Below are 25,519 nucleotides of genomic sequence, written 5' to 3'. Positions count from 1 at the left end.
TCAGAAATGACGCCGGCGACAAGGTTTAGAGCTTACGGCTTCTAGCTGAGAGCTTAACAATGAGCAAAGCCAAAGAACTTCGGGATATGAGCGACGAACAGCTCGATCTGACCGTGAAAGAAGCGGTCGATAAGCTGTTTCGCGCCCGGGTCCAGTCGCAGACTGAACGTCTCGACGCCCCGAGCGAGCTGAAGCGTCAGCGTCGTTTGATTGCCCGTGCGAAGACCATTCAAGGCGAGCGGCAACGAGCAGCCGCAGCGAAGTAACAAAAGAGCAGTCAGCGGTCAGCAGTCAGCGTTCAACGAATAGTTGAACGCAAGGTCTGGCTGAAAGCTGATGGCTGAGAGCTGAGAGCTTAAGAATGCCCAAGAAGCAACTAACCGGCGTCGTGGTGAGCGACAAGTGTGCGAAGACTCGGCGCGTCGAGATCGACCGTCTGGTTCCGCACTCCAAGTATGGCAAGTTCATTCGTCGCAAGACGGTGTGCCACGTTCACGACGAGAACAACGAGTCGGGGATCGGCGACACGGTGGAAATCATCGAGTGCCCGCCGAAGTCCCGTCTGAAGCGTTGGGACCTGGTCCGGGTGGTTGAGAAGTCGAGCGCGGTCGACATCGCGGCCATGCGTGCTGCTGCGAAGCAGGCCGCCGCGGACGGCGAAGGTTGAGGGCAGGCGCCTGATCGCTTCGGTCAGCGAACACCATCCAAGTAAGCGGGCGACGGAACGATTCGACGCCCTGTGAGTGAGAGTCAGCCATGATTCAAATGGAAAGCCGCCTTGCCGTCGCCGACAACACGGGCGCCAAGGAAGTGATGTGCATCAAGGTGTTGGGCGGCAGCCGTCGTCGTTTCGCCAATCTTGGCGATGTGATCGTCTGCAGCGTGAAGAGCGTCATACCGGGCAGCGACGTCAAGAAGAAGGCCGTCGTTCGCGGCGTGATCGTTCGCTTGCGTTCGCCGACCCGTCGTGACGACGGCAGCTACGTGCGGTTCGACAACAACGCCGTGGTGCTGATCGACAAAGACAACAACCCGCGTGGAACGCGTATTTTCGGCGCCGTCGCTCGCGAGCTTCGCGACCGTCGCTTCATGAAGATCGTCAGCCTCGCGAATGAAGTGGTTTAGTTAGGACAACGAGTCCAGTTGGACAAAGGGGCGTAGCCAGTTTCCCGCGCCGGCGAATGCGGGGATTCGAGAGCTCGCCGCGGTTTTTGAAATTCGTCAATCGCCAAACGGCAGTTTGAATCATGTTGATCAAGACAGGCGACACAGTTGAAGTCATCGCCGGCGCCAGCAAGGGCAAGCAGAGCCGCGTTATCGAGGTGCTGCGGGCCGAAGGCAAGGCGTTGGTCGAGGGAGTCGCGAAGGTTTACAAGCACGTCCGCCGCAGCCAGAAGCACCCGCAAGGGGGCCGTCTGAGCAAAGAGGCGCCGATTCAACTTTCGAATCTGGCGTACTTCTGCAGTGCGTGCAGCAAGGCGACCCGCCTTGGAGCCCGGTTCACGAACGACGGTTCCAAAGAGCGGTTCTGCAAGAAGTGCGGAGCCTCGGCCGGCGAGCTCGCTCCCGCCAAGAAGGCCCACGCGAAGAAGTAAGAAGTTAAAAATGGGTGGATAGTCGGGACTGAGACAGCCCGGCTCGCCCGCAATGTGAAAGCTGACAGCGATGGCTAAAGCCGCAACCAAACCAGCAAAGAGCGAAGGCGGAGCTCCGGTCCCGCGCCTCAAGGAACGCTTCGAGAGCGAGATTCTTCCGGCGATGCGGGAGAAGTTCGGTCGTCAGAACCGCTTGGCCTTGCCGCGGATCGAGAAGATCGTCGTGAGCATGGGCGTCGGCAGCGCGATGAGCGATAAGAAGCACATCGAAGAAGCCGCCTCGGCCATGACCGATCTGACGGGCCAAAAGGCTCTGATCTGCAAGGCTCGCAAGTCGATCGCCAACTTCCGTCTTCGCGAAGGCGTGGCGATTGGTTGCAAGGTGACCCTTCGCGGCGCCCGGATGTACGAGTTCCTCGACCGTCTCATCGCGATCGCGCTTCCGCGTGTTCGCGACTTCCGCGGCCTGAAGCTCGATGCGTTCGATGGCCACGGCAACTACAGCTTGGGCCTGACCGAACAGTTGGTGTTCCCTGAACTGAACCCCGACAAGTACCTCCGCCCGCAAGGGATGAACATCGCGATTTGCATCGCCGGCGATTCGGACGACGAATCCCGCGAGCTGCTGCGGTTGTTCGGTCTGCCGTTCAGAAATCCTGATGAAGTCGCAGCCTAGGACGTTGTTCTAAGGGTCTCGTCGCTTCAAGTAATTTGAGAGAGTAATCAGTGGCTAGCAAATCAAAGATCGCGAAGGCTAACCGGACGCCGAAGTTCTCGTCGCGCCGGGAGTCGCGTTGCAAGCTGTGCGGCCGTCCCCGCGCGGTGTATCGCAAGTTCGGCACCTGCCGGATCTGCTTCCGCAACTTGGCGGACAAGGGCCTGATCCCTGGCGTGAAGAAGGCCAGCTGGTAACCGAAATATCGAGTCACCGATTGGTAAGCTAGGCAGTAGCGCGGGCGTCATCCGCTGGCTATCCTAGAACTCCCAGTCGCACAAGCGTAAGCCGGTCAAATAACCGGTTCGCTACGAGAAGTAAGTAGGAACTACAACCCTATGATGACCGACCCAATTGCCGACATGCTTACCCGCATCCGCAACGCTGTCCGCGTCGAGCGGCCTGTCGTGGAGATGCCGCTTTCGAAAGTGAAGCGGGGCGTGGCGGAAGTACTGAAGCGTGAAGGCTACATCTGGGACTTCCACGAAGAAGCCGCCGAAGGCAATCCCCAGAAGCAGCTCTTCATCGACCTGAAGTACGGTCCGAATGGCGAGCGCGTCATCCGCCACATCAAGCGGGTGAGCAAGCCTGGTCGTCGCGTCTACAGCCGCTCGTCGGACTTGCGTCCGATCTTGAACGGGTTGGGGATTTCGATCATCAGCACGAGCCGCGGCGTGATCAGCGATCGCGAAGCCCGGCAGAAGAAGCTCGGCGGCGAAGTGCTGTGCGAGTTGTGGTAAGCGGGATGTTGGCTGTTGGCCACCGGCTGTCAGCCAGACAAGAAGCGAAGTAAGAGACAGAAAACCAAAAGTCTGGCCGAAAGCTGACGGCCGATAGCTGAGAGCTAGAAAACAATGTCGCGTATTGGCAAGAAACCGGTTTCGATTGTTGATGGCGTTAAAGTGAACGTCGCCAATCGTGAAGTCACCGTCGAAGGTAAGCTCGGCAAGTTAGTCTGGACGCATCGTCCGGAAGTGACGGTCGAGGTCGATGCCGGTGCGAAGGAAATCGTCGTCACTCGCAAGAACGACGATCGCCTCCCCCGCGCCCTCCACGGCCTGACCCGCGCCTTGATCCGCAACATGGTCGAAGGCGTGTCGACCGGGTACGAGAAGAAGCTCGAAATTCAGGGTGTCGGTTATCTGGCCGCGATCGCAGGCGACACGCTCCAATTGCGGGTCGGCTTCGCCAACGAAATCCACAAGAAGATTCCCGCCGGTCTGACCGTGACCTGCCCCGACCAGACGCACATTTCGATCAAGGGCGCCGACCGTCAAAAAGTTGGTCAGTTCGCCGCCGAAGTGCGTGCCGTTCGCAAGCCTGAACCTTACAAGGGCAAGGGCGTGCGTTACGAAGGCGAGCAAGTCCGTCGTAAGGCTGGTAAGACCGCGAAGTAGTTTAGAACATTGGGCTGCCGAGGGGCCGAAGCCCTATCGAACAATCGCCCGCTTAGCTGGATAAGAGAACAATGGAACATCAAAAGGCACTCGGCAAGCAACGGCAGCGGCGGACGTTTCGCGTTCGCAAGCGCCTGAAGGGCGATGCCGAACGTCCCCGACTGACGATTTGCCGGACGCTGCGCAACATCACCGCCCAGGTGATCGACGACACCATCGGCAAGACGTTGGCTTCGGCCTCAACGGCTGACAAGGAATTGGCGAAGGCGATCAAGTACGGCGGCAACAAGGCTGCTGCGGAAGCGATCGGCAAGGCGATTGCCGAGCGTGCTGCGAAGGCTGGCGTGACGAAGGTCCGTTTCGACCGCGGCGCCTGCAAGTTCCATGGTCGCGTCGCGGCCCTGGCTGAAGCGGCTCGTGCCGGTGGATTGGAATTCTAGTAGAAACAAACAAGCTGCGGCTCTCACGCCGTGGCGAGTCGCGGGGCAACCTGCGGCGACCTGCCGTTACGGCGAACTGAAAGCGGAGTAATACTCGTGTCGACCGGAAGCCAAGACAGACAGCGCGGTGGCAAGTCCCGCGACGGACAACGCAATGCGGCTCCTAAAGAGAAGATCCGCGGCGAGTTGCAAGAAAACGTCGTGAAGATCAAGCGGTGCGCCGCGGTGGTCAAGGGTGGTCGTCGCTTTAGCTTCGCGGCGATGGTCGTGGTCGGCAACGGCGACGGCAAGGTCGGCTGGGGCTATGGCAAGGCCAACGAAGTGCCGCCGAGCGTCGAGAAGGCCGTCAAGGAAGGCATGCGTCAACAGATCGTCGTCGCCCGCGATGGCAGCACGATTCCCCACTTGGTGAAGGGCCGTTACGGCGCCGCCAAGGTGGTGTTGGCTCCGGCTGGTCCCGGTACGGGCGTCATCGCCGGCGCCGCGGTGCGTGCCGTTTGCGAAGCCGCCGGCATCCACGACATTCTCACGAAGAGCTTCGGCTCGAACAATCCCGTCTCGCTGGTCAAAGCGACGATGGCGGCCCTAGAACAGCTTCGCCCGAAGAACGACGTCGAGCGTCTCCGCGGCGTGCACCTGTCGTAACGCACTGCGTTGAGCGTTCACGACCACTACGAACAAATCACAGCGTAACGAGCGATTCCCGGACGAACGGGCTTCGACACGACCATGAATATTGACGACGTCAATCGCGGCATTGTTAAGAACAAGAAGCGCAAGCGGATTGGCCGCGGCATCGGTTCGGGCCACGGCAAGACCGCCGGCCGCGGTCACAAGGGCGCCGGTTCGCGTAACGGCAACAGCACCCGCGTCACCTTCACCGGCGGCAACATGCCGCTCGTGCAGCGCATTCCGAAGCGCGGCTTCAACAACCGTTGGGGCTTGAAGGTCGTCGTCGTGAACCTCGGCCAGATCGAGGAAGCGTATGCCGCTGGCGAAGAAGTCACGCTCGACACCCTAGCTGCGAAGAACCTGGCCCGTGGCCGGTTCGACGTGCTCAAGGTTCTGGGCGACGGCGATTTGAAGAAGAAGCTGAAGATCTCGGCCCATCGCTTCAGCGAATCGGCCGCCGAGAAGATCAAGCAAGCTGGCGGCGAAATGATCTTGCTGCCAGGCCGGGCTTCGGTGGAAGATTACAAGGCGGAGAAGAAGGCAGAAAAGAAGGCCGCTGCCGCCAAAGCGAAGGCTTAATCGCCTGAGCAGGCCTCGACATGGAACACGCTAGCACGGCTGTCGTCAATCGGCTGTCAGTTTTCGGTCAGCGAGAAAAAGCTGATCGAAAGGTTGCAGCCGAGTGTCGGCAGCTTTTGCGTGTTGGTACTTTTAGCGTTTTGTAGACAAGCTTCCCGCGCGTACGCGTGACAGGATGATGCTATGTGGGAAAAGCTTCGCGTCGTTTGGCAGATCCCTGAGCTGCGGAAGAAGATTCTGCTGACGCTCGGGCTGCTGGCGGTCTATCGGCTTGGCTTCCAGATTCCGCTGCCGATCGTCGATCCGAATAAGGTGGAGACCTTTTCGCGCGGCGGCGGCATGGCCGACATCTTGAAGCAGGTCGCTGTTTTCAGCGCCAGCCAGCTCGACCAGGTGACGATCTTCGGCCTCGGCATCATGCCGTACATCTCCGCCTCGATTATCTTCCAGCTCTTGGGCAGCGTGTACCCGCCGCTCGAAGCGCTGCAGAAGGAAGGCGAAGCGGGCCGCAAGAAGATCAACGAATATACCCGTTACGCCACGGTTCTCATCTGCATTATCCAAAGCTGGGTCTATGTGAAGTCGATCGTGCCGGGTCTCGCGTACGATTCGTTCGTCGTCGATCCGACGGCGCCGACCCGCACTTTGATGTTCAGCTGGACTGTCGTTGCGGTGCTGACGATGACCGCCGGCACTGTCTTCCTGATGTGGATCGGCGAGCAAATCGACGAGTTCGGCATCGGCAACGGCATTAGCTTGTTGATCATGGCCGGCATTTTGTCCGCCATGCCTGGCGCCGGTATGCAACTCATTGAGAAGTCGTCGCTCGAGCTGACTGGCGGCGGCGGCGAACTTGGCATTGAGCAGTTAGTGATCCTCGCGCTTATGTTTGTCGCAGTCATCGTTGGCGTCGTGTTCATCACGATGGGCCAACGCCAGATTCCGATGCAAAGCGCCAAGCACGTCCGCGGGCGCCGTGTGATGGGCGGCACTCGTCAGTATCTGCCGCTGAAGGTGAATCAGGCTGGCGTCATGCCGATCATTTTCGCCAGCAGCTTGCTGATGTTGCCGGCAATCGTCTTCGGCGGGCTGGCGAAGCTGTTTGACGCCAACGGGACGTGGGGCATGACCTTCGACGGCATCGCGAACTTGTTCAACGGTCGCGGTTTCGTTTACGCCATCACGAACATCGCGCTCATTTTCTTCTTCTGCTTCTTCTGGACCGCGATCACCTTCAACCCGAAGGACGTGGCCGACAACTTGAAGAACTACGGCTCGTTCATTCCGGGGTATCGCCCCGGCAAGCGGACGGCCGACTATTTGGAAAAGGTCATGTTCCGGATCACCTACGTCGGCGCCGGCTTCCTGGCGCTCGTGGCGATCGTGCCGAGCATGATTTCAGGCTCGCTCGATGTTCCGCTGCTGGTCGCCAATTTCTATGGCGGCACTAGTTTGCTGATCGCGGTGAGCGTCGCGTTTGATTTGGTTCAGAAGATTGACAGTCATTTGGTGATGCGGAACTACAAGGGATTGTTGGAGTCCTAATCGCTAGGACAAACCGCGCAGGCACGGGCACGATATTCGGGTTGGCATTGCGGATGGTGAAAGTTCGATAGTCGGTCGCGAGCGGAGCTGCGAGCGATTGGCCGGTTGGACTTCCTCGTCGTCGCTTGGGTGGTTTCGTCATGCGTATCGTGCTAATCGGACCTCCCGGCGCCGGCAAAGGGACGCAGGCCAAGCGGCTCACCGAGCGATTGCAGGTCCCCCACCTGTCGACCGGCGACATGCTGCGTGAAGCCATGCGGCAAGGAACCGAAGTAGGTCATCAGGCGGAACCGTTCATGAAGACGGGACGGCTGGTGCCGGACGAGTTAGTGCACCAGCTGGTGATTGATCGAGTGGCTCGCGAGGATTGCGGAGGGGGATATCTCCTCGACGGTTTCCCGCGCACGGCCGCTCAGGCGATCATGCTCGACAAGATGCTGGCGGAACGGAAGACGCCGCTCGACTTGGCCGTGCAGATCCACGTCCCGAAAGAAATTTTGCTGGAACGCCTCGCCGGCCGCGGTCGTCAGGACGACGACGAACTGGTGATCGTGAAGCGTTTGGAACAATACGACGAGCTGACCCACCCGATGGCGGCCTATTACCAAGGTCGGGGAACCCTTCGCGAAATCGACGGGCTCGGGTCGCCGGACGATGTATTTGCGAGAATTGAAGTGGAGTTGAACGGCGCCCGCGCCTAGCGCGGTTTCCGGTCAAAGCGGCGATGGTGAATCTTAAGTCGATGCGTGAGATCGGTCTGATGCGGCGAGCTGGGCTCGCCGTTTGGCAGGCCCATCAGATCGCAGCGCAAATGGTTCGCCCCGGCGTGACGACGGTGGAAATCGACGATGCCATCGCCGATCACTTCGCCCAACTCGGCGCCGAGCCGTTGTTTAAGAACTATCCCAACAGCATTCGCAACAAGCCCGCGTTTCCCGCGGTTTGTTGCATGAGCGTCAACGAGGCCGTGGTCCACGGCATTCCGACGAACAAGCCGTTGGTGGAAGGCGATATCCTGAGTCTCGATACGGGCTGCCGACTGAATGGTTGGTGCGGCGATGCAGCGTTTACCTATCCGGTTGGCGCCATCTCCCCCCAGGTTCAGCGGTTGCTCGACGCGACGCACGGAGTGTTGAAGCTGTCGATCGAGTTGATGAGCTCCAAGAGTTATTGGAGCGCCATCGCTCGGGAAATGGCGACGTACATTGGCGATCACGGTTTCTCGACGGTGGAGTGCTTCGTTGGGCACGGCATCGGTAGGGAAATGCACGAAGAGCCGCAGGTGCCGAATTTTGCCAGCCGGTCGCTACGCGGCAGCGGCGATTTTCGGATTGAGCCCGGGCTGGTGATCGCGGTCGAGCCGATGGTGAATATGGGAACGAAGCGGGTCAAAATGCTCGCCGATACCTGGACTCAGGTCACGGCGGACGGCAAGCCCAGCGCCCATTTTGAACATACGGTGGCGATCACTCCGGACGGGCCGGTGCTGCTGACGGTGGCGCCAACGCCGGCGGAGATGGAAAACTCAGCGGTTTAAGCGTTTTATACCCCGTTCCGCGGTGGGATGGGGGATTAGGTATTTTTCCGCGAGATGGAGGCCTTGAAGGGTCGGCTGTCAAGCGGCTATATTGCACCGTTTCCCCAGAAACGGTTGCGGTCGAGAAGGGCGCGTGCGATGAAGGTTAGGGCTAGCGTCAAGCGAATTTGCGATAAGTGCAAGGTGGTCCGCCGCCAAGGCGTGGTCCGCGTTGTCTGCAGCAATCCGCGGCACAAGCAGCGGCAGGGTTAACAAAACAAGCTTAGGGAACAGCGAAGCCGTCTGATTCAGATCGTTGAATCCGGCCCCCTGAACCCTTTTCGGTTGTCCGGCGCAGGTGCGCCGGCATCCCGTTTAGTTGGAGTATTGAGAATATGCCTCGTTTGCTCGGCGTCGACATTCCGAATGACCGCCAAGTGGTGATTTCCCTCACCTACCTCTACGGCGTGGGGCCGAAGATCGCCCGTGAGTTGTGCCACAAGGCGGGCATCGACCCGGCTGGCAAGGCTCGCGACCTTGGCGAAGACGAAGTCGCCCGCATCGCGGCGCTGCTCGACAAGGACTACACCGTCGAAGGTCAGCTTCGTCGGCAAGTAAGCCAAAATATTTCGCGCCTTCGCGACATCGCTTGCTATCGCGGCATGCGTCATCGCCGGGGCTTGCCGGTTCGCGGCCAGCGGACGAAGACGAACGCTCGTACTCGCAAGGGACCGAAGAAGACGGTCGCCGGCAAGAAGGGCGTCAAGGATCTGCGCTAGTCGCGCAGCCTGAGTTAGTTCATTCACCGTTAGTTCGCCGCGACGCGCTCGCCGACCGCGGCCCCAAGTTTGGAGTAATCGACCAGTGGCCAAGCAGACCAAAGCCGCAGCAGCCCCGAAGCCCAAGAAGGTGCGTCGCAACGTCACCGTTGGCATCGCCTACATCACGGCGACGTTCAACAACACCACCGTGACGATCACCGACACCAAGGGCGACACCCTCTGCTGGGCCAGCGCCGGGACGAGCGGCTTCAAGGGAAGCCGTAAAAGCACCCCGTTCGCCGGTCAGATGGCCGCTCAGCAAGCCGCTGAAAAGGCTCGCAAGTACGGCATGAAGGACGTCGAAGTCCGCGTGAAGGGCCCGGGTAGCGGTCGCGAAAGCGCCATCACCGCCCTGGAAGCCGCCGGCCTCAAGGTGAAGTCGATCGAAGACGTCACCCCGCTGCCGCACAACGGCTGCCGTCCCCGCAAGAAGCGTCGCGTCTAGTCTAGGCCTGCGACGCGCCAGAGTCGGGCGCCCCGGCTCACGCCAATACATTACCAGTCACTGATCACCAGTCACCGATCACTTAATTCATGGCACGTTACACCGGACCTGTTTGTCGTCTCTGTCGCCGCGACGGGATGAAGCTGTTTCTCAAGGGCACGCGCTGCGATACGCCGAAGTGCGGCATCGAACGTCGCGACACCCCCCCGGGCCAGCAGCAAAGCCGTCGCGGCAAGCTGACCGACTACGGCGTCCACCTTCGCGAAAAGCAGAAGGTCAAGCATTATTACGGCGTGCTTGAGCGTCAGTTCCGCAAATACTACCAGCGTGCGGAAGCGACCAAGGGCAACACCGGCGACGTGCTGATGAGCTTGCTCGAGCGTCGTCTCGACAACGTCGTGCATCGCCTCGGCTTCGGCTTGAGCCGTTCGGCGGCTCGCCAGCTGGTGTGCCACGGTCACGTGACGGTCAACGGCAAGCGTTGCGACATTTCCAGCTATCTGGTGCAAGTCGGCGACGTGATCCGCGTGAAGAACCGTTCGAAGAGCCTCGATTTGGCCAAGGGCCACATGGCCGAGAATTCGCGTCAAACCCCCGACTTCCTGTCGGTCACTGGCTCGGACGTTCCGGAAGGGATCGTCGGCCGGTTGCCCGCTTCGGACGACGTGTCGATCCCGGTGCAAACGCAGTTGATCGTCGAATTGTGCTCGCGGTAACGCTTCGAGCTGCGGCCCTCCCCGGGCCACGACGCATTCGCCGCCTTCCCCAGGCGGCCGGTACACAGAGACGGTGGAGATAAACGATGCATATTCGATGGCGTGGACTTGAACTGCCCAGTCAGGTGATTTGCGACGCGTCGACCCTCACGCGGACGTACGGCAAGTTTATTGCCGAGCCGTTCGAGCGTGGCTTCGGCACGACGGTCGGCAACGGTCTGCGGCGGATCTTGCTGTCGAGCCTCGAAGGCAGCGCAGTCACGCAAATCAAAGTTCACAACGCCCAGCACGAGTTCACCACGATGGAAGGCGTCCTCGAAGACGTCACCGACATCGTGTTGAACATCAAGTCGCTCGTCGTGAAGAACCACAGCGACTCGACCAAGGTTCTGCGCGTCGAGCGCAAGACCGCCGGTGAAGTCCGTGCGTCGGACATCGAAACGGATGAATCGGTCGAGATCATCAACAAGGATCTCCTGATCGCTACCCTGACGACCGACGTCCCCTTCGTCGTCGAAATGGTCGTGGAAAACGGTCGTGGCTACGTCTCGGCGACTGAGCAAGCTGAGCAAGTTCACGAGATCGGCATCATCCCGATCGACGCCGTCTTCAGCCCCGTCACTCGCGTTCGTTACGACGTCGAAGAAACCCGCGTCGGTCAGAAGACGAACTACGACAAGCTGACGATCGAAATCTGGACCGACGGTTCGGTTGGCCCGGAAATGGCGATCGTCGAATCGGCCAAGATTCTCCGCAAGCATCTCACGCCGTTCGTGCAGTACACCCACCTCGGCCCGCAGGTTCACGCCGCGGCTCGCGGCGGTCAGCCGACGGGCGATGCAGCCCTCGAGTCGAAGCTCAACATGCCGTTGGCCGACCTCAACCTGTCGGTTCGGGCGAGCAACTGCCTCGAGTCCGAGAACATCATGACGGTTCGCGACCTAGTGGTCCGCACCGAAGATCAGCTGCTGGAAGTCCGCAACTTCGGCGAGACGACCCTGGCTGAAGTCCAACAAAAGCTTCGCGACCTCAACCTGCACCTCGGGATGCGGGTGGCGAGCGCCGCGGGCAGTTTTTAATTTAAGTCCAATCTGTTTTCTCCCAACGAGCTGAGCAATCGCTTCGCGGGGGACACCGTTAGGTAGTTAGAGCCATGCGTCATCGTAGAGCCGGTCGTAAATTAGGGCGTAACCCCAGTCATCAACGCGCTCTGTTGCGTTTCTTGGCGAGCGCGCTGTTCCTCACTGAACGGGATGCGGAGTTCGATTCGAACGCGCCCAAGGTGAAGGGGCGCATCACGACGACCGTGCCGAAGGCGAAGGAAGTTCGCCCGCTGGTCGAGAAGTGCATCACCATCGCGAAGAAGTCGCTGGTGGCTGAAGAAGCCGCCGCGAAGCACGGCACCGATGCCGAGCGCAACAGCGAACAGTGGAAGGCTTGGCGTCAAAGCCCGAAGTGGAACGCCTGGGCCGCCGCGATTGCTCCGTCGGTCACTGCTCGTCGCCGCTGTCTGCAGTTGCTGGGCGACAAGCAAGCCGTCAGCGTGCTGTTTAGCGAAATCGCTGGCCGTTTTGCCGACCGCGATGGCGGCTACACCCGCATCGTCCGCTTGCCGAACGTCCGCCTCGGCGACGCCGGCGAGCAAGCCATTCTGGAACTCGTCGGCGTGCGTGATCGCGTCGTGCAGAAGAGCCAGAAGCCGTCGTTCGACGACGCCGCGGCGAAGTAAGCCTCACGGCTGAGATTATCGTTCAGGCCTAAAAGCCACTCGCCTTGCGGGTGGCTTTTAGCTTAGGTGCGTTTCGTTTGGCATCTACGGCGATCCGCTATGTCACGTCGGTCGAATGGATTCGACTTCACCGCAGCCATGCGATTGGTCTGCGCTGATATTTCGCAGCGCCTGCAGGAGATGGCCCACGTCGAGATGGAACGCGTTGCGATCGGCGTCTGCCAGACTCGCAATCGGGCGATGCACGGCGTCTTTGCGACGCTCACGCCGCTCCGCTTCGCCGGCGGCAGCGTCGAACGCAAATACCGCGGCCGTATGCTCCGCATACAGCCGCTCGTCGACGGGGCAGGGCACGAGTATCTCTACCTCCTCAATTTCTATTTGCCGCGGTTCATGAACCTGCCGCTCGAGGAGAAGCTCTCGACGATCGTCCACGAGCTGTGGCACATCGGCCCCGATTTCGACGGCGACCTGCGGCGGCATGAAGGCCGTTGCTACGCCCATGGTTCCTCGCAGAAGAAGTACGACGAATTGATGGACCGCATGACGCGCAAGTGGCTGGCGAGCGATCCGCCGCCGCATTTGTACGAGTTTCTGGAAGGAGACTTCGATCAACTCGCCGCGGAGCACGGCGGCATCCGCGGGCAGCGCTGGCCTGCGCCGAAGATGATTCCCTCGTGATCGCGAGGGCTGCTGAGCCCAGCTCCGCACTTTGCCCACGGCATGGAGCCCGCGTCTGACTGGTCGCTTAAGCGACCAGTCCAGCGTCACGCAAAGCTCGACGCGGAGCCTCGCATGCTAGCACCCACTCGCCGTTGACGCCGTCTGTCGCAATTTGTAACGTCCGCCAGCTTCTCGCTCCGTCACCGGCTGGTTCTCACGGCACACATGTCTTCGCCCTCGCGATCAATCTGTTGCAATGCCTGGCTTCTCAGCTGCGCAGCGATGATTGCGCTCGGCTGCCAGGTCTTCGACAAGCCGCCGGAGCAGGCATTCGACTCGCTGTTGAAGCCCGTCAAAACATCGGCCGACAGTGTTACGCTCGAAATCTTCCAGGCTCGCATTCCGCTAGACCAGGAGAAGAAGGCCGACGCCCTGTGGGAGCGGATCGACGAGCAAGAGTTCGACGCCGACCTGCGGCGAAAACTGATTTCCAACGGCCTCCGCGTCGGCGTCGTTGGCGGGACATTGCCGGAAGACCTTTCCAAGCTCCTCGCCCTGAAGAGCGACGCTGAGGAAGAATCCGCCTCGCGGGTCATTACCAATCAGACTGCGATGCCGCGCGTCACCCGCCGCGTTGTGCAGGTGAAGCGTCGCGAGCCGACCTCGATCCAGGTTTCGGAACTCCGCGACGAGGCGCAGGTGCTCATCAGCAGCGGCAGTTCGATCGGCGGCAAAACATTCCGCCAGATGCAGGGCGTTTACGCGCTGGAGGCCGAGTCGATTCCGGGGCAGCAGGTTCGCGTGCGGCTGATTCCCGAGCTCCACCACGGCGACATGAAGCAGCGCTACGCTGGCAGCGATCAGGGAATCTTCATGTCGATCCCCTCGCGGGAACGCGAAGTCTTCAACGACCTGGCGATGGAGGCGAATCTGGCCCCGGGCGAGTTGCTCGTCGTCGGCTGTCTTCCCGACGCCAAGGCGAGCCTGGGCGGCGTCTTCCACACCGCCAGCGCCGCCGGCCGCGACGAGCGCAAGCTCATTCTCATCCGCCTGATGCAGGTGCCGCCGAGCGAAATTCTTACCGAGAAGAAGTAGCGGCGCATCCAGCCGGGCGCCAGCTGGCCGAAACTGCCGGCTGCAATCATCGATCCCGCGGCGATAGGTTTAGGATTGGGCCTAGCGCTGTGCCCTGACGGCGGCTGATTCCGGCGGATGACATTCTCGATAGTTTGTTTGCTACGGCGTCGGGAATACGATCCTGCCGAAGATAGCGACTTTTGCACGGTTGGCGCGGAGGCGAAAAACGCAAAAGTCCTCGTGCCGGGTGCCTCGAAAAACAGCGAAAACGTCGACAAATCGCGGGCGAATCACGATTCGTCCGACGGCGGCGAACCGACTTTTGCACTGTTTTAATGGGGCCCCCCGAAGTGACGCAAAACTCAAAAGTCATTGAGCGAAGGATAGGCCGAAATCAGGGCGTTCGGCGGGAGAAGCGGCCGCTTCCGACCCCCTCTTGGAGCGTCTAGCAAGTTGCTAGAATGGGGGGCTTTCGGCGGCAAAGCGGTCGGCTATTTGGGCCGGCCCGATGGTTCGACGAGCCTAACGATTCGAGGAGTTTGATATGCCCCTAGTACCCCTGCGTCTGCTTTTGGATCACGCCGCCGAGAACAACTACGGTCTGGCCGCCTTCAATGTGAACAACATGGAGCAGATCCAGTCGATCATGGAAGCTGCCCGCGAGACCGAATCGCCGGTCATCGTCCAGGCGAGCCGCGGCGCCCGCTCCTACTCGCAAGACAACTACCTCCGCCACCTCATGCTCGCCGCCGCGGAACTCTACCCCGGCATCCCGATGGCGATGCACCAAGATCACGGCAACAGCCCCGACACCTGCAAGAGCGCCATCGAGAACGGCTTCACCAGCGTCATGATGGACGGCTCGCTGCAAGCTGACGGCAAGTCGCCCGCCGACTACGCCTACAACGTGAAGGTCACCAGCGAAGTGACGAAGATGGCCCACGCCGTCGGCGTTTCGGTGGAAGGCGAACTCGGCTGCCTCGGTTCGCTCGTCAGCGGCGAAGGCGAGCAAGAAGACGGCCACGGCGCCACCGGCGTCCTGTCGCACGATCAGCTGCTGACCGATCCGGCCGAAGCGGAGCAGTTCGTGAAGGACACGAAGGTCGACGCCTTGGCCGTCGCCATCGGCACCAGCCACGGCGCCTACAAGTTCACCTCGGCCCCGACCGGCGAAGTGCTGGCGATGGACCGCATCGTCGAGATTCACAAGCGTTTGCCGAACTGCCACCTCGTCATGCACGGCAGCAGCAGCGTGCCGAAGGAACTGCAGGACATCATGAATAAGTACGGCGGCCACCTGAAGCCGACGTGGGGCGTGCCGGTAGAAGAGATTCAACGCGGCATCAAGCACGGCGTTCGCAAGATCAACGTCGACACCGACAACCGCCTCGCGATCACCGGCGCCATCCGCAAGGTCTTCGCCGAATCGCCGGAGAAATTCGATCCCCGCGACTACATGAAGCCGGCCCGCGACGCGATGAAGCAAGTCTGCATCGACCGCATGGTCGCCTTCGGCCAGGCGGGCCATGCTCCGAAGATTAAGCCAGTCTCGACCGAGCAATTCGCGAGCTACTACAAGTAAGCAAATCGGTTGGTTCGAGAGACAAGATCCCACGCCCAGCGGGCGGTCGCGCAACGTCGCGACCGCCCGTTTGGCTTTGAATTCCCGCCAACGGAATGAGGTATAATGCCGGTATGAGTACAGCTGCGCATTTGCTGACTGCGGACGATCTGTTCCGTATGCCGTCTGATGAGTCGCGTTGGTGCGAGCTTGTCGAGGGGGAGATTGTTCATATGTCGCCGCCCGGAGCCGCACACGGTTTGGTTACTCAAACCCTTTCATTCCTTTTGGGGCAGTTTGTTGCAGAGCAGCGGCTCGGTTTGACGTTCGCTGCCGAAACCGGCTTCGTTGTTGCACGCAATCCAGATTCTGTGCTGGGGCCTGACGGCAGCTTCGTGCGACGCGAGCGAATCGACTCACTCGGCGTTCCTGTGACTTACTTCCCCGAAGCGCCAGATATGGTGTTCGAGGTTTTGTCGCCAGGCGATACGGTGCGTGAAGTTGGTTTGAAAATGCGTCGATGGCTTCAAGCGGGCGTCGAACTAGCGTGGGTTGTTGATCCAGCGAATCGAACTGCGATGGTCTATCAAGCCGTTGACGACATCCAAGTCCTAACCGAAAAGGACATGCTCACCGGCGGCAGCGTCTTGCCTGGCTTCAAGTGCCGCGTCGCCGATCTCTTCGCGGGGCTGTAGGCACGAACCGCGGCTGAATGCACGTCACGCACGGAGAAGTTGAGCGATGATCCGGCGAGACGTGCAACTGGCAGACGGTTCCCCCGGCTGGGCGCTCATCTCGCAAATCGAGCACGCCCGTATCAGCGCACAACTCGCATCGCACTGCCGCGGCCAGTTCGGCGCGGAGATCGCCTCGCTCATTCGCGACGAAGTCCTCGTCGCGATCGCTGCGCACGACGATGGCTGGCGCGAATGGGAAGAGGCCCCGCGGCTCGACGCCAAGCTTGGTCGCCCCCTTTCGTTCATGGAACTGGAAGTCGGCGATGCGACGATAATCTGGTCGCGGTCGATCGCGGCGGCCAAAGAAATCGGCCCGCTTGCCGCCTGGATGATCAGCGGCCACTTCATTCGGTTGCTGGAGCACTCCGAGCACGCGCGGTTCGAGCCGCGCGCCCAGGCGTGGCTGGCTGAACTTGCGCCGCGTCGCGAGGCGTGGTTCTCCGAATGGAAATCGTACGATCCGGACGCTCGCGATCACGCGGTCGCAGACGAAGCGTTGAAGTGGCTGTGGGGCTTCGACGAGGCGAGTCTCTGGTTTTGCTGCCGCTGCCCGACGGGCGGAGAGGCGCGATCGGACGCGAAGAATCCGTACGTCGCCGGCCGCGGAACGCCCGTCGAAATGGCGCTCTCGGGCGTAGGCCTCGCTGTGGCGGACCAGCCCGATCGAGGCGTCGCACACGCCGCGCCTTGGCGTTTCGACGTGGCCGCAATTGAGATCGAAGCGGACGCTTTGCTCGCCCCGGCGCAATGCTATGGTTCGCCGCGGGATTTGCTAGCCGCGGGCCGGCCGGAGACGCTCCGTTGGCGCCTGGCGACCGATCCTGCGCTTCGCCACGTTTGAGGCGAGGTTCTTTACCGAATTCGGTCGAGAAAACTTTCTTTTTCGCTTCGAAACCTCTCCATCAGGATGGAGTTAATTGTCTTAGCGGTCACGTGTCTTGCGGGCCGCAGGAATAGTAGAAGACTCCCCTTATCCCAGGCGTGAGGTGAACCATGAGATTCCTACGATACGGCTGCGCGACGTTGATGTTGGCGTCGCTAGCGAGCGTTGCCCAAGCCGATGACGAGACCGAAAAGCCAGCCGACAAGCCGCCGAAAGCCGAGCGCGCCGAACGCCCCAGCCGCGAAGAGATGCGCGAGCGGATGCTCAAGCGTTTCGACGAAGACGGCGATGGCGAATTGAGCGACAGCGAACGCGAGAAGGCCCGCGAATTCCGTCGCGAGCAATTTGGCGAGCGCGGCCCCCGCGAGGGTCGTGGTCCTAGCGGGCGTGGTCCGGAAGGACGCGGACCTGGATCGCGTGGCCCTGAGGGACGCGGTCCAGATGGTCCCGGTCCCGGCGGTCCGCCAGATGGGCGTCGTGGGGAAGGTCGCGGTCCCGAAGGTCGCGGACCGGGCGGTCCTGGTGGCCCCGGCGGTCCCGGACGCGGCCCGCGTGGCCCTGAAGGCCCCGGCCCTGGTCCCGGCTTCCGCCCGATGGGCCCGCCGCCGGCTGAACTGTTCAAGGAGTTCGACGCCGACAAGAACGACCAACTGAGCGTCGAAGAGTTCGAGACGCTGATGCGGACGTTGCACGAGCGAATCGTTGCCCGCGGCCCGCGTGGCTTCGGCGGTCCTGGCGGCCCCGGCGGCCCGGAAGGTCGTCCGCCGCGTGGCGAAGGTGAGCGTCGTGGCCGTGGTCGCGGCGACCGTGAAGAATCTGCCTCGAGCAAGACCGAGAAGGCTGACGCCAAGTCGGATAAGGCCGACAAGAAGAAGGGCGACAAAGAGGAAAAGAAAGAGGCCGAGTCGGCTGACGAAAAGTCGGCGTAACGGCGAACTTGCTTGGACGCCATCGGGGCCAATTGGGCGGCCCCCGGTGGGCGGTCCAAGTCGAAGATAGTGACACCGCGTATTGCCCCGTGGATTGCCGACTTGGTTGGGCGTCCACGGGGTATCGTCGTTTTCCGGCGGTAGATCTGCGGATTGTGCGGTCTCGGCGGCTCTTTGCTCGTTTCCACCGAGAAAACCGCGAAAAACGGGCCGCGGGAAGGCTGGGGCGACGGGGCGAAGTTTGCTGCTGCGGGGCCGGGCATTTATACTGCAGGGACGTCTAAAGTCTGGATCCTTCTCGCCTTGCATAGGATGGCTCGTGCGGCGACGGACGTTACGTCAGTTTCCCGGAACAGCATCTCATGCTCAGCGATCGACTTTCCCGTTCTTTGGCACTCATGTGCGCGCTGGCGCCGCTCGCTTGCGGAGTCGCCGCGGTTAGCGCCCAAGAACCTGCTCAAGTGACGGCCAACGTCGCTCCCGCTCCCGGCGAATTCGCCCCGGGCGTGCTGACGACGATTCCGCCGTCGGTCGATCGCGCGGATGTGATCAGCACGCACGATATTCCGGAGATCCTCTCCGAAACAAGCTTGCAGTGGGAACCAGCGTCGACGACCACTAAGAGCCGCACGCTCTTCGAGATGGCCAAAGACGCGGTCTTCATCAACGACGTTTGGTGCCTGGAATTCGCCTTCAAACCGCTGCGGATGATCGAAGTCGACGTGCCGCAGCCGAGCGGCCGCGTTCAGCGCAAGCAAATCTGGTACATGGTCTACCGTGTGCGGAACACCGGCGCTGGCCTCACCGGCAAGGCGAACCCCGACGGCAACTTCGAGACCGTCGCGAAGAGCACCGACGAGATTCGCTTCATCCCCGAACTCGTGCTGACGAGCAACGACCGCTCCGGCGGCCAGCGAGTACGGAAGGCCTACCTCGACCGAATCGTGCCGACAGCGCTCGGCCCGATTCAACAGCGGGAATTGCCGCGGGGGACGCTCTACAACAGCGTCGACTTGGCTCAGCAACTCCTAAAGGTCGAAGCGGGCCGAACTCAGGAAGGGGCTTGGGGCGTGGCGATGTGGGAAGACGTCGACCCGCAAATCGACTTCTTCTCGATCTACGTCCGGGGGCTATCGAACGGCCTGGCCTGGACCGATCCCAAGGGGGCCTTCAAGAAGGGGGATGCCCCCGGAACCGGCCGGAAATTCACCTACAAGACGCTCCAGCTTAACTTTTGGCGTCCTGGCGACGATATCGGCCAGAATGAGCGGGAAGTTCGCTTCGGAACCGCCCCCCAGCGGGCCGATTTCTATGACTCCGGCGAAGGCGTTGCCTATCGCTGGGTTTACCGGTAGAATCGCCGGACTCGGAATCTCGGGCTGTGGACTAATCGTCCGTAGGCTGGAGGTCAGCGACCTCGCCGCGGCATCGATTTTTTCATCAAGCCTAACGTTTACAGTCGAAGGTCTTTGCAATGGCACATAAGAAGGGTCAAGGTTCGAGCCGCAACGGTCGCGATTCGAATGGTCAACGTCGCGGCGTCAAGCGCTTCGGCGGTCAACTCGTGACGGCTGGCAGCATCATTGTTCGCCAACTCGGCACCAAGTTCCACGCTGGCAAGAACGTCGGCCAGGGTAAGGATTATACCCTGTTCGCGCTGACCGAAGGTCGCGTGAAGTTCGACCAAGAAGGTCGCCGCGTGAACATCGTTCCGGAACCGTCGGCCAACTAGTCGGCTGACGCGTCGCGTTGTTTGATTAGATTTCGCCAGGGATGCGCCGGTGGGTGCATCCCTGTTTTTTTTTTGAGTCGTTCCATGTTCGTTGATCGCGTTACTGTCGATGTTGAAGCGGGCCGCGGCGGCGACGGTTGCATGAGCTTCCGGCGTGAAAAGTACGTCCCGCGCGGCGGGCCGGACGGCGGCGACGGCGGCGACGGCGGCAGCGTCATCGTGATCGCCGAACCGGGCGTCGACAGCCTCTCGGAGCTGGTGCACCGCAAGCACTGGCGAGCGAAGTCGGGCGCTCACGGCCAAGGCTCGAAGTGCCACGGTCGCAAGGCCGAGGATCTCATCATCCGCGTTCCGCCCGGCACGGTCTTGATCGACGCCGAGGGCGACTTCGTGCTGAAGGATCTTTCGGAGCCAGGCGCAGAGGTCTACGCCGCTCGCGGCGGCGCCGGCGGGAAGGGGAACACCCGGTTCAAGTCGGCCACTAATCAGGCCCCACGCGAGTTCACTGCCGGCGGGCTGGGCGAGAAGCGGAGGATCACCTTCGAACTGAAGGTAATCGCCGACGTCGGCCTGCTCGGCAAACCGAACGCCGGCAAGAGCACGCTGCTCAGCCGCGTCTCGCGGGCTCGTCCCGAAATCGCCGACTACCCGTTCACGACGAAGATCCCCAACCTTGGCATCGTGCAGATCGACATGGATCGGACGATGGTGATCGCCGACATCCCGGGGTTGATCGAAGGCGCCCACGCCGGCGCCGGGTTGGGGCACGAGTTCCTTCGCCACGTCGAGCGAACCCGCGTGCTAATCCACCTCGTCGAGCCGGCGCCGGTCGACGGAACCGACCCGCTGGAGAACTATCGGACGATTCGTGGCGAACTTGAGCAGTACGACGTCGATTTGGCTGATCGCCCCGAATTGATCGCGGTGAGCAAAGGGGAACTTCCTGGCGCCCACGAAGTGCGCGACAAGCTCGCGGCCGAAACGGGACGCGAGGTGTTACTCTTCTCGTCGGTGACCGGCGAAGGGTTGAACGCGCTCATGCAGCGGACCTACGCGACGCTGGTTGAATCGCGCAAGGCCGAGCAGGCCGCATCGAACGGTTAACCGCTGACGCCGCCGCTCAGCGCAGATCACATGGCGAACGATACGAACATTCTGGCCATCGACGTCGGCAGCAGCTGCATCAAGCTCGGCTGGTTTCCCGCGGCCGGGGCGTGTGCGAGCGACAAACCGGCGTCGCTGCCGATCGCTGCGACGCCGCTAGCGACTCCCGCGGAAGTCTTTCGCGTCGATCACCGGGATCGTTTGGCAGAACAATGGACCGCCGCCGTCGACGCCTGCTTAAGCGAATTGCCGTCGAGCGAAGAAATGGAGTGCATTGTTGCCTCGGTCCATCGCGGCGTTGCCGAGAAACTGCTCACTCGGTTGCAGCTTCGGCCGTGGCGGCGACTGGCGAGTTTGCGTGCCGCCGATTTGGCTCTCACCGTCCGCGTGGCTGAGCCGGAAAAGGTCGGCATCGACCGGCTCCTTAGCGTGTTCGCGATTAACCAGCTGCGTCGTCCTGAGTCGCCGGCCGTGGCGATCGACATCGGCACGGCAACGACGGTCGATCTCGTGGGCGCCGACGGAGCGTTTGAAGGGGGAGCGATCGTCGCCGGGCCGACGTTGACGCTTTCTGCCCTTCATGCGGGGACGGCGTCGTTACCGCAGCTTGATGCGCAGGTGCTCGCTTCGCCGCCGCCGGTCGTCGGCAAGTCGACGATCGAAGCGATGGCCTCGGGCGCCTATTGGGGCGCCGTGGGGGCGATTCGCGAGCTCACGAAGCAGCTCGCTCGCCAGTGTGCGACGCCTCCGCAGGTCTTCCTCACCGGGGGCGGGGCTGACGGGTTCGCGCCGCTCGTCGGGCTGGGGGACCAGCCGGCTCGCCATTTGCCGCACCTAGTGCTTTCCGGCATTCGCTTAGCGGCCGATCGGCTTGTCGTCATATGACTGGCGAGCGTGCGAGCTGTGCGTCTCTGCTGACGCCCACTGGGCGGGGCGCCGTCGCCGTCATCGCGGCGGAAGGGCCTGGGGCGACGGCCGCGATCGACGCCGCTTTCCGTGCGGCGAACGGGCGCTCAGCGGCGGAGCAGACTATTGATCGCATCGCGTTCGGCGAGTGGGGCGCGGGCGAGCATCGTGAAGAAGTGATCGTTATCCGCGGCGGCGACGCAGCATTCGAGATTCACTGCCACGGCGGCGTCGCAGCGGCCGAGCGGATCCTCGCCGCACTTGCGGCAGCGGGGTGCATCATTCAGTCGCGGGACGATTGGGCGAAGCAGCGCTCTGCATCGTTGATTGAAGCGGAGGCCGACAGGGCGCTGGCGCAGGCGACAACCCGCCGCACCGCCGAACTTCTGTTGAACCAACGGAACGGCGCCCTGCAACTCGCGGTTAGCGCGGCTCGAGATGCATTCAACGCCGGGGAAATCGACGCGGCGCGCGAGCAGCTCGCACGGCTGCTGGAACGGGCGCCGCTGGGCCGTCACCTAGTCGAGCCGTGGCTCGTCGCCATCGCGGGCCGCCCGAACGTCGGCAAGAGCAGCCTCATCAACGCGATCGTCGGCTACCAGCGAGCGATCGTTTTCGACCAGCCGGGAACGACCCGCGACGTGCTCACTGCCGAGACGGCGATCGACGGTTGGCCAGTGCGGCTGGCCGATGCGGCCGGAATCCGCCAGACGAACGACCCGCTCGAGGCTGAGGGCGTGACGCGGGCCCGCCAACAACTGCAGCGGGCCGACCTTGTGCTGTGGGTTCTGGATGGCGCCGAGTTGCAGGACGAACCGCAAGCCGTCGCCATCCGGCAGTGGCAAGCGGAGCTTGGCGTCGACCGCATCGAGAACGCGCTGCTCGTGGTGAATAAGGCGGATCGCATTACCGCCGATCGGCGCCCGGCGAGCGACGTTGGCGCGGCGTATGTCTCGGCGCTCACCGGAGACGGACTCCCCGCTTTGCTGGCTGAGATTTCGCGGCGGCTCGTGCCGACGCCTCCCGAACGCGTGGCGATTCCGTTCACAACTCGGCAAGTTGAGTTGCTGCAGGCAGCGCTCGACGCCGCGAGCCGCGCGGTCGCCGCCGATGCGCGGGCACTGCTAGCGCAACTCTAAGCGACCGGCAACTCCACGTTCCGAATTCAGTTGCCAGCACTGTCGCTGAAGGGTTTACCTGCGTCGGTTTCTGTGACTAATCGGACTATTTTCCGCAACGCGACTAACCGTATCGGCCGATAGATGCTCATGGAGACGCGACGCCGCGCGAGATTGGACGCGCTGCGTTGCGATAAGAGACGGCCGGCTTGCCGTCTCGCCGAGACCCGACTCACGAGGCTCAAGATTTCGCATCTTGAAGCGGCCGGGGCCAGGATGGCCCAGCGCCCACAGCGCAGGAGGATGTTGCAATGTCAGGGGGGAATCTCGCCAGGCCACGCCTGCGCTTTGCGCGGCGGTGGGCCATACTCTCATTCTCCGGCCTCCTGACCGCCTTCGGCGGTTCCGCTCTCGCCTGCGCGGAAGAGGCGTCGTCGCTCGACGTCGCCTTCGCCGTCGCGGCCGATCGAGCGCCGCGACCGGGCGAACGCTCGATCATCGTCACCGGACGCAGCGCGGCGACGGTCGACCCTGACGTTGAGCTCGCCACCGATCAGTCGGACGACGCGCCGCTTGAGCCGATCGCCGACGTTTCTGAGTACGAATCACAGTTCGAGCCAGACCTGGCCGAACCCGCCGCTGGCAGCGCCGAACCGACGCTGGCTGAACCGCCCGGCGACTCTCAAGGTTCGGTCGCAACCGACGAAGCGGTCATCGACGAGTTTCCGTCCGACGAACCGATGGCGTTCGCCGAAGATGCGCCCGCCGCTACGCAAAGCCCATCGGAACTACAAACCGCCAGCTTCAACGGCGCCACGCCCGGGGTTACCACCCGCGCTCAACTGATCAAGTTGTGGGGCGAGCCGCTCGACGACGATATGGCGGCGGAAACGCTCTCGTTTGAACTCCCTGGATTTCCGCAAACGATCGTCGATTTCGACGGCGAACGCATCGCCTCGATTCGCGTGGAACTGTCTGAGGTGATCGCCGCGGAAGATCTCAGCGGCAGGTTGGGCCTTACCGAGTTCCGTTCGGCGACGATGCTCGATGACATGGGCTCGCTCGTTTCGACGACGTACCCCGAGCGTGGCGTCACGTATCATCACAGCCCGAACCTTGGCGAGATGGCGAGCGACGACAGCGCCGAGAGCGACATCGAGCCTACCCCGGTCGACGCCGTGTGCGAAATCGTCATTCGGGCCGTCGGCCCTGAGGCGTTCATCGACCGCGCTCACAGCTCGCCGGCGAAAGATTACACGCACCAGATCGCCGATCTCGAAACGGCGTTGAAGCTCGATCCGACCAACACAGACTGCCGTTACTATCTGTCGTCGGTCAAGCTGCACGTCGGCGCTCTCGCCGAGGCGGAACAATTGGCCGCGAAGGCCGTTGAAGCCGATCCGGCGAACGACGAGTATCGTTTGCAGTGGGCGAAGTGCCTCACGCGACTCGCCCGCTACAACGACGCGGTCGAACAGACTCGCCACATCCTCGAAGGGAAGACGGCGCCCGATCTCGTTCGCGCCGCGGCTCTCGAAGAGATGGGCCAACTGGCGAGCCTCGGTTCGAAAGAAGTTCAGGAGCGGGCGATCTCGCTCCACAACAAAGCGATTGAACTGGCTGACAAGCTCGCGGCCGACAACGACGTGATGGTCCAGGCCTCGGCTCACGAGGTGTTGCTCGCCGCCCACTTAGCGGTCGCTGAACGGATCTCCGCCGGCGATTGGCAGCAGAAGGATGAGTTCGTCGGGCAGTGGATCACGCGGGCCTCGGGCATTGCCGAGCAGATGATCGCCGCCGGCGAGGCCGACGTGGCCGTTCGCCTGCAAGTCGCTCAGAGCGCGCTGATGGCTGGCGGGCGTCTCTCGCCGCCGATCGATCCGAAACTGTGGGTCGCCGAAGCCGAACAAGCGGTGACCGAACTGACGCCGACGCTCACCGACGACGCGGCTCGCAAAGAACTGAACTGGGAACTTGGCCTCGCCTACTTCCACGCAGCGGAGATTCAACATCGCCGCGGCGAGTCGGACCTGGCCGTGAAGTACGGCGAACAAGCGCAAAGCTTACTCACCGCGGCTTCGGCTACTCGTGCAGAGTATCCCGACACCGACTATGTGATGGGCCGCGTTTGCTTCCAACTCGGCGCCGTCCACGCCGTCCACCGCAACGACCATCGCACCGCTTGCAAGTGGTACGACAAAGCCTGCAAGCCGCTGCTGAAGCCGGCGCCGATGACGCCGCTCGCCACGCCGGGCCACCATGGCGACGCCTTGGTGAGCATGGGCGTCTCCTACTGGGAGATCGGGCTGCGTGAAAAAGCGTACGACCTCACCGAAGCGGGCTTGGAACTGATTGAGCAAGGCGTGAGCGAAGGCATCTTGGCCAACGACGCAACGCTCGTCGCCCAAGGGAACCTGACCGCGATGGGCCAGGCGCTTGGCAAGGTGGAACTTTCCACTCCCGAGCCGCGGATGAGCGAATCGACCGTCGCTGAACAGCGGCGGACTTCGCCCGCCGTTCAGGAGGGTCGTACGAACGGCCAACGCCAACAAACGAACGTCGCCCGCCGTTCGAACGGCGAAACGAACGTCCGCCGTCGCTAGAAACGCTTTGACCCAGGCCGTCATGAGTTGACGGTG

General features: G+C 62.1%; 32 protein-coding genes. All 32 read left to right on the top strand.

What is annotated here, in order from left to right; translation table 11 throughout:
• Positions 1 to 59 precede the first annotated feature (59 nt).
• Positions 60 to 266, top strand: coding sequence for a 50S ribosomal protein L29 (rpmC, locus tag ACQY7R_RS19335; protein ID WP_152101572.1), 207 nt, complete (start codon positions 60 to 62; stop codon positions 264 to 266).
• A 95-nt stretch (positions 267 to 361) separates the two neighbouring features.
• A complete protein-coding gene (gene rpsQ / locus ACQY7R_RS19330) occupies positions 362 to 667 on the top strand; it encodes a 30S ribosomal protein S17 (protein ID WP_152101571.1) in 306 nt (101 codons plus the stop codon).
• An 89-nt stretch (positions 668 to 756) separates the two neighbouring features.
• Positions 757 to 1,125: a 50S ribosomal protein L14 gene (gene rplN / locus ACQY7R_RS19325; RefSeq protein WP_152101570.1), complete on the top strand. Its 369-nt coding sequence runs from the start codon at positions 757 to 759 to the stop codon at positions 1,123 to 1,125.
• Between the two features lie 122 nt (positions 1,126 to 1,247).
• A complete protein-coding gene (gene rplX, locus ACQY7R_RS19320; RefSeq protein WP_428307199.1) occupies positions 1,248 to 1,595 on the top strand; it encodes a 50S ribosomal protein L24 in 348 nt (115 codons plus the stop codon).
• A 70-nt stretch (positions 1,596 to 1,665) separates the two neighbouring features.
• On the top strand, positions 1,666 to 2,271 hold the full coding sequence (rplE, locus tag ACQY7R_RS19315) for a 50S ribosomal protein L5 (protein WP_428307198.1): 606 nt from the start codon (positions 1,666 to 1,668) through the stop codon (positions 2,269 to 2,271).
• Between the two features lie 50 nt (positions 2,272 to 2,321).
• Positions 2,322 to 2,507 carry a type Z 30S ribosomal protein S14 gene (locus tag ACQY7R_RS19310; protein WP_152101567.1) on the top strand — a complete coding sequence of 62 codons (186 nt, stop codon included), beginning with the start codon at positions 2,322 to 2,324 and terminating at the stop codon, positions 2,505 to 2,507.
• Positions 2,508 to 2,648: 141 nt separating this feature from the next.
• The gene (gene rpsH, locus ACQY7R_RS19305) at positions 2,649 to 3,050 is read left to right on the top strand and encodes a 30S ribosomal protein S8 (protein WP_428307197.1); all 402 of its coding nucleotides are present in this window, start codon (positions 2,649 to 2,651) and stop codon (positions 3,048 to 3,050) included.
• 114 nt (positions 3,051 to 3,164) lie between these two features.
• Positions 3,165 to 3,707, top strand: a complete 543-nt coding sequence (gene rplF, locus ACQY7R_RS19300; protein WP_152101565.1) for a 50S ribosomal protein L6 — start codon at positions 3,165 to 3,167, stop codon at positions 3,705 to 3,707.
• A gap of 71 nt (positions 3,708 to 3,778) precedes the next feature.
• Positions 3,779 to 4,147: a 50S ribosomal protein L18 gene (gene rplR, locus ACQY7R_RS19295; RefSeq protein ID WP_428307196.1), complete on the top strand. Its 369-nt coding sequence runs from the start codon at positions 3,779 to 3,781 to the stop codon at positions 4,145 to 4,147.
• A 96-nt stretch (positions 4,148 to 4,243) separates the two neighbouring features.
• A complete protein-coding gene (rpsE, locus tag ACQY7R_RS19290) occupies positions 4,244 to 4,792 on the top strand; it encodes a 30S ribosomal protein S5 (RefSeq protein WP_428307195.1) in 549 nt (182 codons plus the stop codon).
• Positions 4,793 to 4,876: 84 nt separating this feature from the next.
• Positions 4,877 to 5,398, top strand: a complete 522-nt coding sequence (rplO, locus tag ACQY7R_RS19285) for a 50S ribosomal protein L15 (RefSeq protein WP_152101563.1) — start codon at positions 4,877 to 4,879, stop codon at positions 5,396 to 5,398.
• 183 nt (positions 5,399 to 5,581) lie between these two features.
• Positions 5,582 to 6,943 carry a preprotein translocase subunit SecY gene (gene secY, locus ACQY7R_RS19280; RefSeq protein WP_428307194.1) on the top strand — a complete coding sequence of 454 codons (1,362 nt, stop codon included), beginning with the start codon at positions 5,582 to 5,584 and terminating at the stop codon, positions 6,941 to 6,943.
• Positions 6,944 to 7,083: 140 nt separating this feature from the next.
• The gene (locus tag ACQY7R_RS19275; RefSeq protein WP_428307193.1) at positions 7,084 to 7,644 is read left to right on the top strand and encodes an adenylate kinase; all 561 of its coding nucleotides are present in this window, start codon (positions 7,084 to 7,086) and stop codon (positions 7,642 to 7,644) included.
• 41 nt (positions 7,645 to 7,685) lie between these two features.
• Complete coding sequence (gene map, locus ACQY7R_RS19270; protein WP_428307192.1) at positions 7,686 to 8,480, top strand: type I methionyl aminopeptidase; 795 nt, start codon at positions 7,686 to 7,688, stop codon at positions 8,478 to 8,480.
• A gap of 54 nt (positions 8,481 to 8,534) precedes the next feature.
• A complete protein-coding gene (rpmJ, locus tag ACQY7R_RS19265) occupies positions 8,535 to 8,732 on the top strand; it encodes a 50S ribosomal protein L36 (RefSeq protein ID WP_428307191.1) in 198 nt (65 codons plus the stop codon).
• A gap of 122 nt (positions 8,733 to 8,854) precedes the next feature.
• Positions 8,855 to 9,238 carry a 30S ribosomal protein S13 gene (rpsM, locus tag ACQY7R_RS19260; protein WP_152101559.1) on the top strand — a complete coding sequence of 128 codons (384 nt, stop codon included), beginning with the start codon at positions 8,855 to 8,857 and terminating at the stop codon, positions 9,236 to 9,238.
• Between the two features lie 85 nt (positions 9,239 to 9,323).
• A complete protein-coding gene (gene rpsK / locus ACQY7R_RS19255) occupies positions 9,324 to 9,725 on the top strand; it encodes a 30S ribosomal protein S11 (RefSeq protein ID WP_428307190.1) in 402 nt (133 codons plus the stop codon).
• 89 nt (positions 9,726 to 9,814) lie between these two features.
• The gene (gene rpsD, locus ACQY7R_RS19250; RefSeq protein ID WP_152101557.1) at positions 9,815 to 10,441 is read left to right on the top strand and encodes a 30S ribosomal protein S4; all 627 of its coding nucleotides are present in this window, start codon (positions 9,815 to 9,817) and stop codon (positions 10,439 to 10,441) included.
• Between the two features lie 86 nt (positions 10,442 to 10,527).
• Positions 10,528 to 11,520: a DNA-directed RNA polymerase subunit alpha gene (locus ACQY7R_RS19245; RefSeq protein ID WP_428307189.1), complete on the top strand. Its 993-nt coding sequence runs from the start codon at positions 10,528 to 10,530 to the stop codon at positions 11,518 to 11,520.
• Positions 11,521 to 11,594: 74 nt separating this feature from the next.
• Positions 11,595 to 12,170 carry a bL17 family ribosomal protein gene (locus tag ACQY7R_RS19240; RefSeq protein ID WP_428307188.1) on the top strand — a complete coding sequence of 192 codons (576 nt, stop codon included), beginning with the start codon at positions 11,595 to 11,597 and terminating at the stop codon, positions 12,168 to 12,170.
• Between the two features lie 99 nt (positions 12,171 to 12,269).
• On the top strand, positions 12,270 to 12,851 hold the full coding sequence (locus ACQY7R_RS19235) for a hypothetical protein (RefSeq protein WP_428307187.1): 582 nt from the start codon (positions 12,270 to 12,272) through the stop codon (positions 12,849 to 12,851).
• 264 nt (positions 12,852 to 13,115) lie between these two features.
• Entirely contained in the window at positions 13,116 to 13,928 is an 813-nt protein-coding gene (locus ACQY7R_RS19230; protein WP_428307186.1) for a hypothetical protein, read from the top strand.
• 526 nt (positions 13,929 to 14,454) lie between these two features.
• Positions 14,455 to 15,492, top strand: a complete 1,038-nt coding sequence (fba, locus tag ACQY7R_RS19225; protein WP_428307185.1) for a class II fructose-bisphosphate aldolase — start codon at positions 14,455 to 14,457, stop codon at positions 15,490 to 15,492.
• 113 nt (positions 15,493 to 15,605) lie between these two features.
• Complete coding sequence (locus ACQY7R_RS19220; RefSeq protein WP_428307184.1) at positions 15,606 to 16,166, top strand: Uma2 family endonuclease; 561 nt, start codon at positions 15,606 to 15,608, stop codon at positions 16,164 to 16,166.
• Between the two features lie 46 nt (positions 16,167 to 16,212).
• Entirely contained in the window at positions 16,213 to 17,049 is an 837-nt protein-coding gene (locus ACQY7R_RS19215) for a DUF3891 family protein (protein ID WP_428307183.1), read from the top strand.
• A 152-nt stretch (positions 17,050 to 17,201) separates the two neighbouring features.
• Positions 17,202 to 18,020, top strand: coding sequence for an EF-hand domain-containing protein (locus ACQY7R_RS19210; RefSeq protein ID WP_428307182.1), 819 nt, complete (start codon positions 17,202 to 17,204; stop codon positions 18,018 to 18,020).
• 362 nt (positions 18,021 to 18,382) lie between these two features.
• The gene (locus ACQY7R_RS19205; protein ID WP_428307181.1) at positions 18,383 to 19,375 is read left to right on the top strand and encodes a hypothetical protein; all 993 of its coding nucleotides are present in this window, start codon (positions 18,383 to 18,385) and stop codon (positions 19,373 to 19,375) included.
• A gap of 119 nt (positions 19,376 to 19,494) precedes the next feature.
• Positions 19,495 to 19,752 (top strand): 50S ribosomal protein L27, encoded by a 258-nt coding sequence (gene rpmA / locus ACQY7R_RS19200; protein WP_428307180.1) that lies wholly within the window; start codon positions 19,495 to 19,497, stop codon positions 19,750 to 19,752.
• Between the two features lie 84 nt (positions 19,753 to 19,836).
• A complete protein-coding gene (obgE, locus tag ACQY7R_RS19195) occupies positions 19,837 to 20,856 on the top strand; it encodes a GTPase ObgE (protein WP_428307179.1) in 1,020 nt (339 codons plus the stop codon).
• Between the two features lie 30 nt (positions 20,857 to 20,886).
• Positions 20,887 to 21,741 (top strand): type III pantothenate kinase, encoded by an 855-nt coding sequence (locus tag ACQY7R_RS19190; protein ID WP_428307178.1) that lies wholly within the window; start codon positions 20,887 to 20,889, stop codon positions 21,739 to 21,741.
• Positions 21,738 to 22,901 (top strand): GTPase, encoded by a 1,164-nt coding sequence (locus ACQY7R_RS19185; protein WP_428307177.1) that lies wholly within the window; start codon positions 21,738 to 21,740, stop codon positions 22,899 to 22,901. The genes ACQY7R_RS19190 and ACQY7R_RS19185 overlap by 4 nt, the downstream gene beginning before the upstream one ends.
• Positions 22,902 to 23,191: 290 nt before the next feature.
• Entirely contained in the window at positions 23,192 to 25,483 is a 2,292-nt protein-coding gene (locus tag ACQY7R_RS19180; protein WP_428307176.1) for a hypothetical protein, read from the top strand.
• The last annotated feature ends 36 nt before the right edge of the window (positions 25,484 to 25,519 follow it).

The sequence above is a fragment of the Lacipirellula sp. genome, assembly GCF_965279485.1.
GTDB lineage: Bacteria > Planctomycetota > Planctomycetia > Pirellulales > Lacipirellulaceae > Lacipirellula.
Note: the sequence above shows the minus strand (reverse complement) of the source record. Positions and strands in the feature narration are given on the sequence as shown.

Excerpts from the sequence above, each read along its gene's own strand:
- rpmC (WP_152101572.1), top strand. The coding sequence starts at position 60 with ATGAGCAAAGCCAAAGAACTTCGGGATATGAGCGACGAACAGCTCGAT.
- rpsQ (WP_152101571.1), top strand. The coding sequence starts at position 362 with ATGCCCAAGAAGCAACTAACCGGCGTCGTGGTGAGCGACAAGTGTGCG.
- rplN (WP_152101570.1), top strand. The coding sequence starts at position 757 with ATGATTCAAATGGAAAGCCGCCTTGCCGTCGCCGACAACACGGGCGCC.
- rplX (WP_428307199.1), top strand. The coding sequence starts at position 1,248 with ATGTTGATCAAGACAGGCGACACAGTTGAAGTCATCGCCGGCGCCAGC.
- rplE (WP_428307198.1), top strand. The coding sequence starts at position 1,666 with ATGGCTAAAGCCGCAACCAAACCAGCAAAGAGCGAAGGCGGAGCTCCG.
- rpsH (WP_428307197.1), top strand. The coding sequence starts at position 2,649 with ATGATGACCGACCCAATTGCCGACATGCTTACCCGCATCCGCAACGCT.
- rplF (WP_152101565.1), top strand. The coding sequence starts at position 3,165 with ATGTCGCGTATTGGCAAGAAACCGGTTTCGATTGTTGATGGCGTTAAA.
- rplR (WP_428307196.1), top strand. The coding sequence starts at position 3,779 with ATGGAACATCAAAAGGCACTCGGCAAGCAACGGCAGCGGCGGACGTTT.
- rplO (WP_152101563.1), top strand. The coding sequence starts at position 4,877 with ATGAATATTGACGACGTCAATCGCGGCATTGTTAAGAACAAGAAGCGC.
- secY (WP_428307194.1), top strand. The coding sequence starts at position 5,582 with ATGTGGGAAAAGCTTCGCGTCGTTTGGCAGATCCCTGAGCTGCGGAAG.
- ACQY7R_RS19275 (WP_428307193.1), top strand. The coding sequence starts at position 7,084 with ATGCGTATCGTGCTAATCGGACCTCCCGGCGCCGGCAAAGGGACGCAG.
- map (WP_428307192.1), top strand. The coding sequence starts at position 7,686 with ATGCGTGAGATCGGTCTGATGCGGCGAGCTGGGCTCGCCGTTTGGCAG.
- rpmJ (WP_428307191.1), top strand. The coding sequence starts at position 8,535 with ATGGAGGCCTTGAAGGGTCGGCTGTCAAGCGGCTATATTGCACCGTTT.
- rpsM (WP_152101559.1), top strand. The coding sequence starts at position 8,855 with ATGCCTCGTTTGCTCGGCGTCGACATTCCGAATGACCGCCAAGTGGTG.
- rpsD (WP_152101557.1), top strand. The coding sequence starts at position 9,815 with ATGGCACGTTACACCGGACCTGTTTGTCGTCTCTGTCGCCGCGACGGG.
- ACQY7R_RS19245 (WP_428307189.1), top strand. The coding sequence starts at position 10,528 with ATGCATATTCGATGGCGTGGACTTGAACTGCCCAGTCAGGTGATTTGC.
- ACQY7R_RS19240 (WP_428307188.1), top strand. The coding sequence starts at position 11,595 with ATGCGTCATCGTAGAGCCGGTCGTAAATTAGGGCGTAACCCCAGTCAT.
- ACQY7R_RS19235 (WP_428307187.1), top strand. The coding sequence starts at position 12,270 with ATGTCACGTCGGTCGAATGGATTCGACTTCACCGCAGCCATGCGATTG.
- ACQY7R_RS19230 (WP_428307186.1), top strand. The coding sequence starts at position 13,116 with ATGATTGCGCTCGGCTGCCAGGTCTTCGACAAGCCGCCGGAGCAGGCA.
- fba (WP_428307185.1), top strand. The coding sequence starts at position 14,455 with ATGCCCCTAGTACCCCTGCGTCTGCTTTTGGATCACGCCGCCGAGAAC.
- ACQY7R_RS19220 (WP_428307184.1), top strand. The coding sequence starts at position 15,606 with ATGAGTACAGCTGCGCATTTGCTGACTGCGGACGATCTGTTCCGTATG.
- ACQY7R_RS19215 (WP_428307183.1), top strand. The coding sequence starts at position 16,213 with ATGATCCGGCGAGACGTGCAACTGGCAGACGGTTCCCCCGGCTGGGCG.
- ACQY7R_RS19210 (WP_428307182.1), top strand. The coding sequence starts at position 17,202 with ATGAGATTCCTACGATACGGCTGCGCGACGTTGATGTTGGCGTCGCTA.
- ACQY7R_RS19205 (WP_428307181.1), top strand. The coding sequence starts at position 18,383 with ATGCTCAGCGATCGACTTTCCCGTTCTTTGGCACTCATGTGCGCGCTG.
- rpmA (WP_428307180.1), top strand. The coding sequence starts at position 19,495 with ATGGCACATAAGAAGGGTCAAGGTTCGAGCCGCAACGGTCGCGATTCG.
- obgE (WP_428307179.1), top strand. The coding sequence starts at position 19,837 with ATGTTCGTTGATCGCGTTACTGTCGATGTTGAAGCGGGCCGCGGCGGC.
- ACQY7R_RS19190 (WP_428307178.1), top strand. The coding sequence starts at position 20,887 with ATGGCGAACGATACGAACATTCTGGCCATCGACGTCGGCAGCAGCTGC.
- ACQY7R_RS19185 (WP_428307177.1), top strand. The coding sequence starts at position 21,738 with ATGACTGGCGAGCGTGCGAGCTGTGCGTCTCTGCTGACGCCCACTGGG.
- ACQY7R_RS19180 (WP_428307176.1), top strand. The coding sequence starts at position 23,192 with ATGTCAGGGGGGAATCTCGCCAGGCCACGCCTGCGCTTTGCGCGGCGG.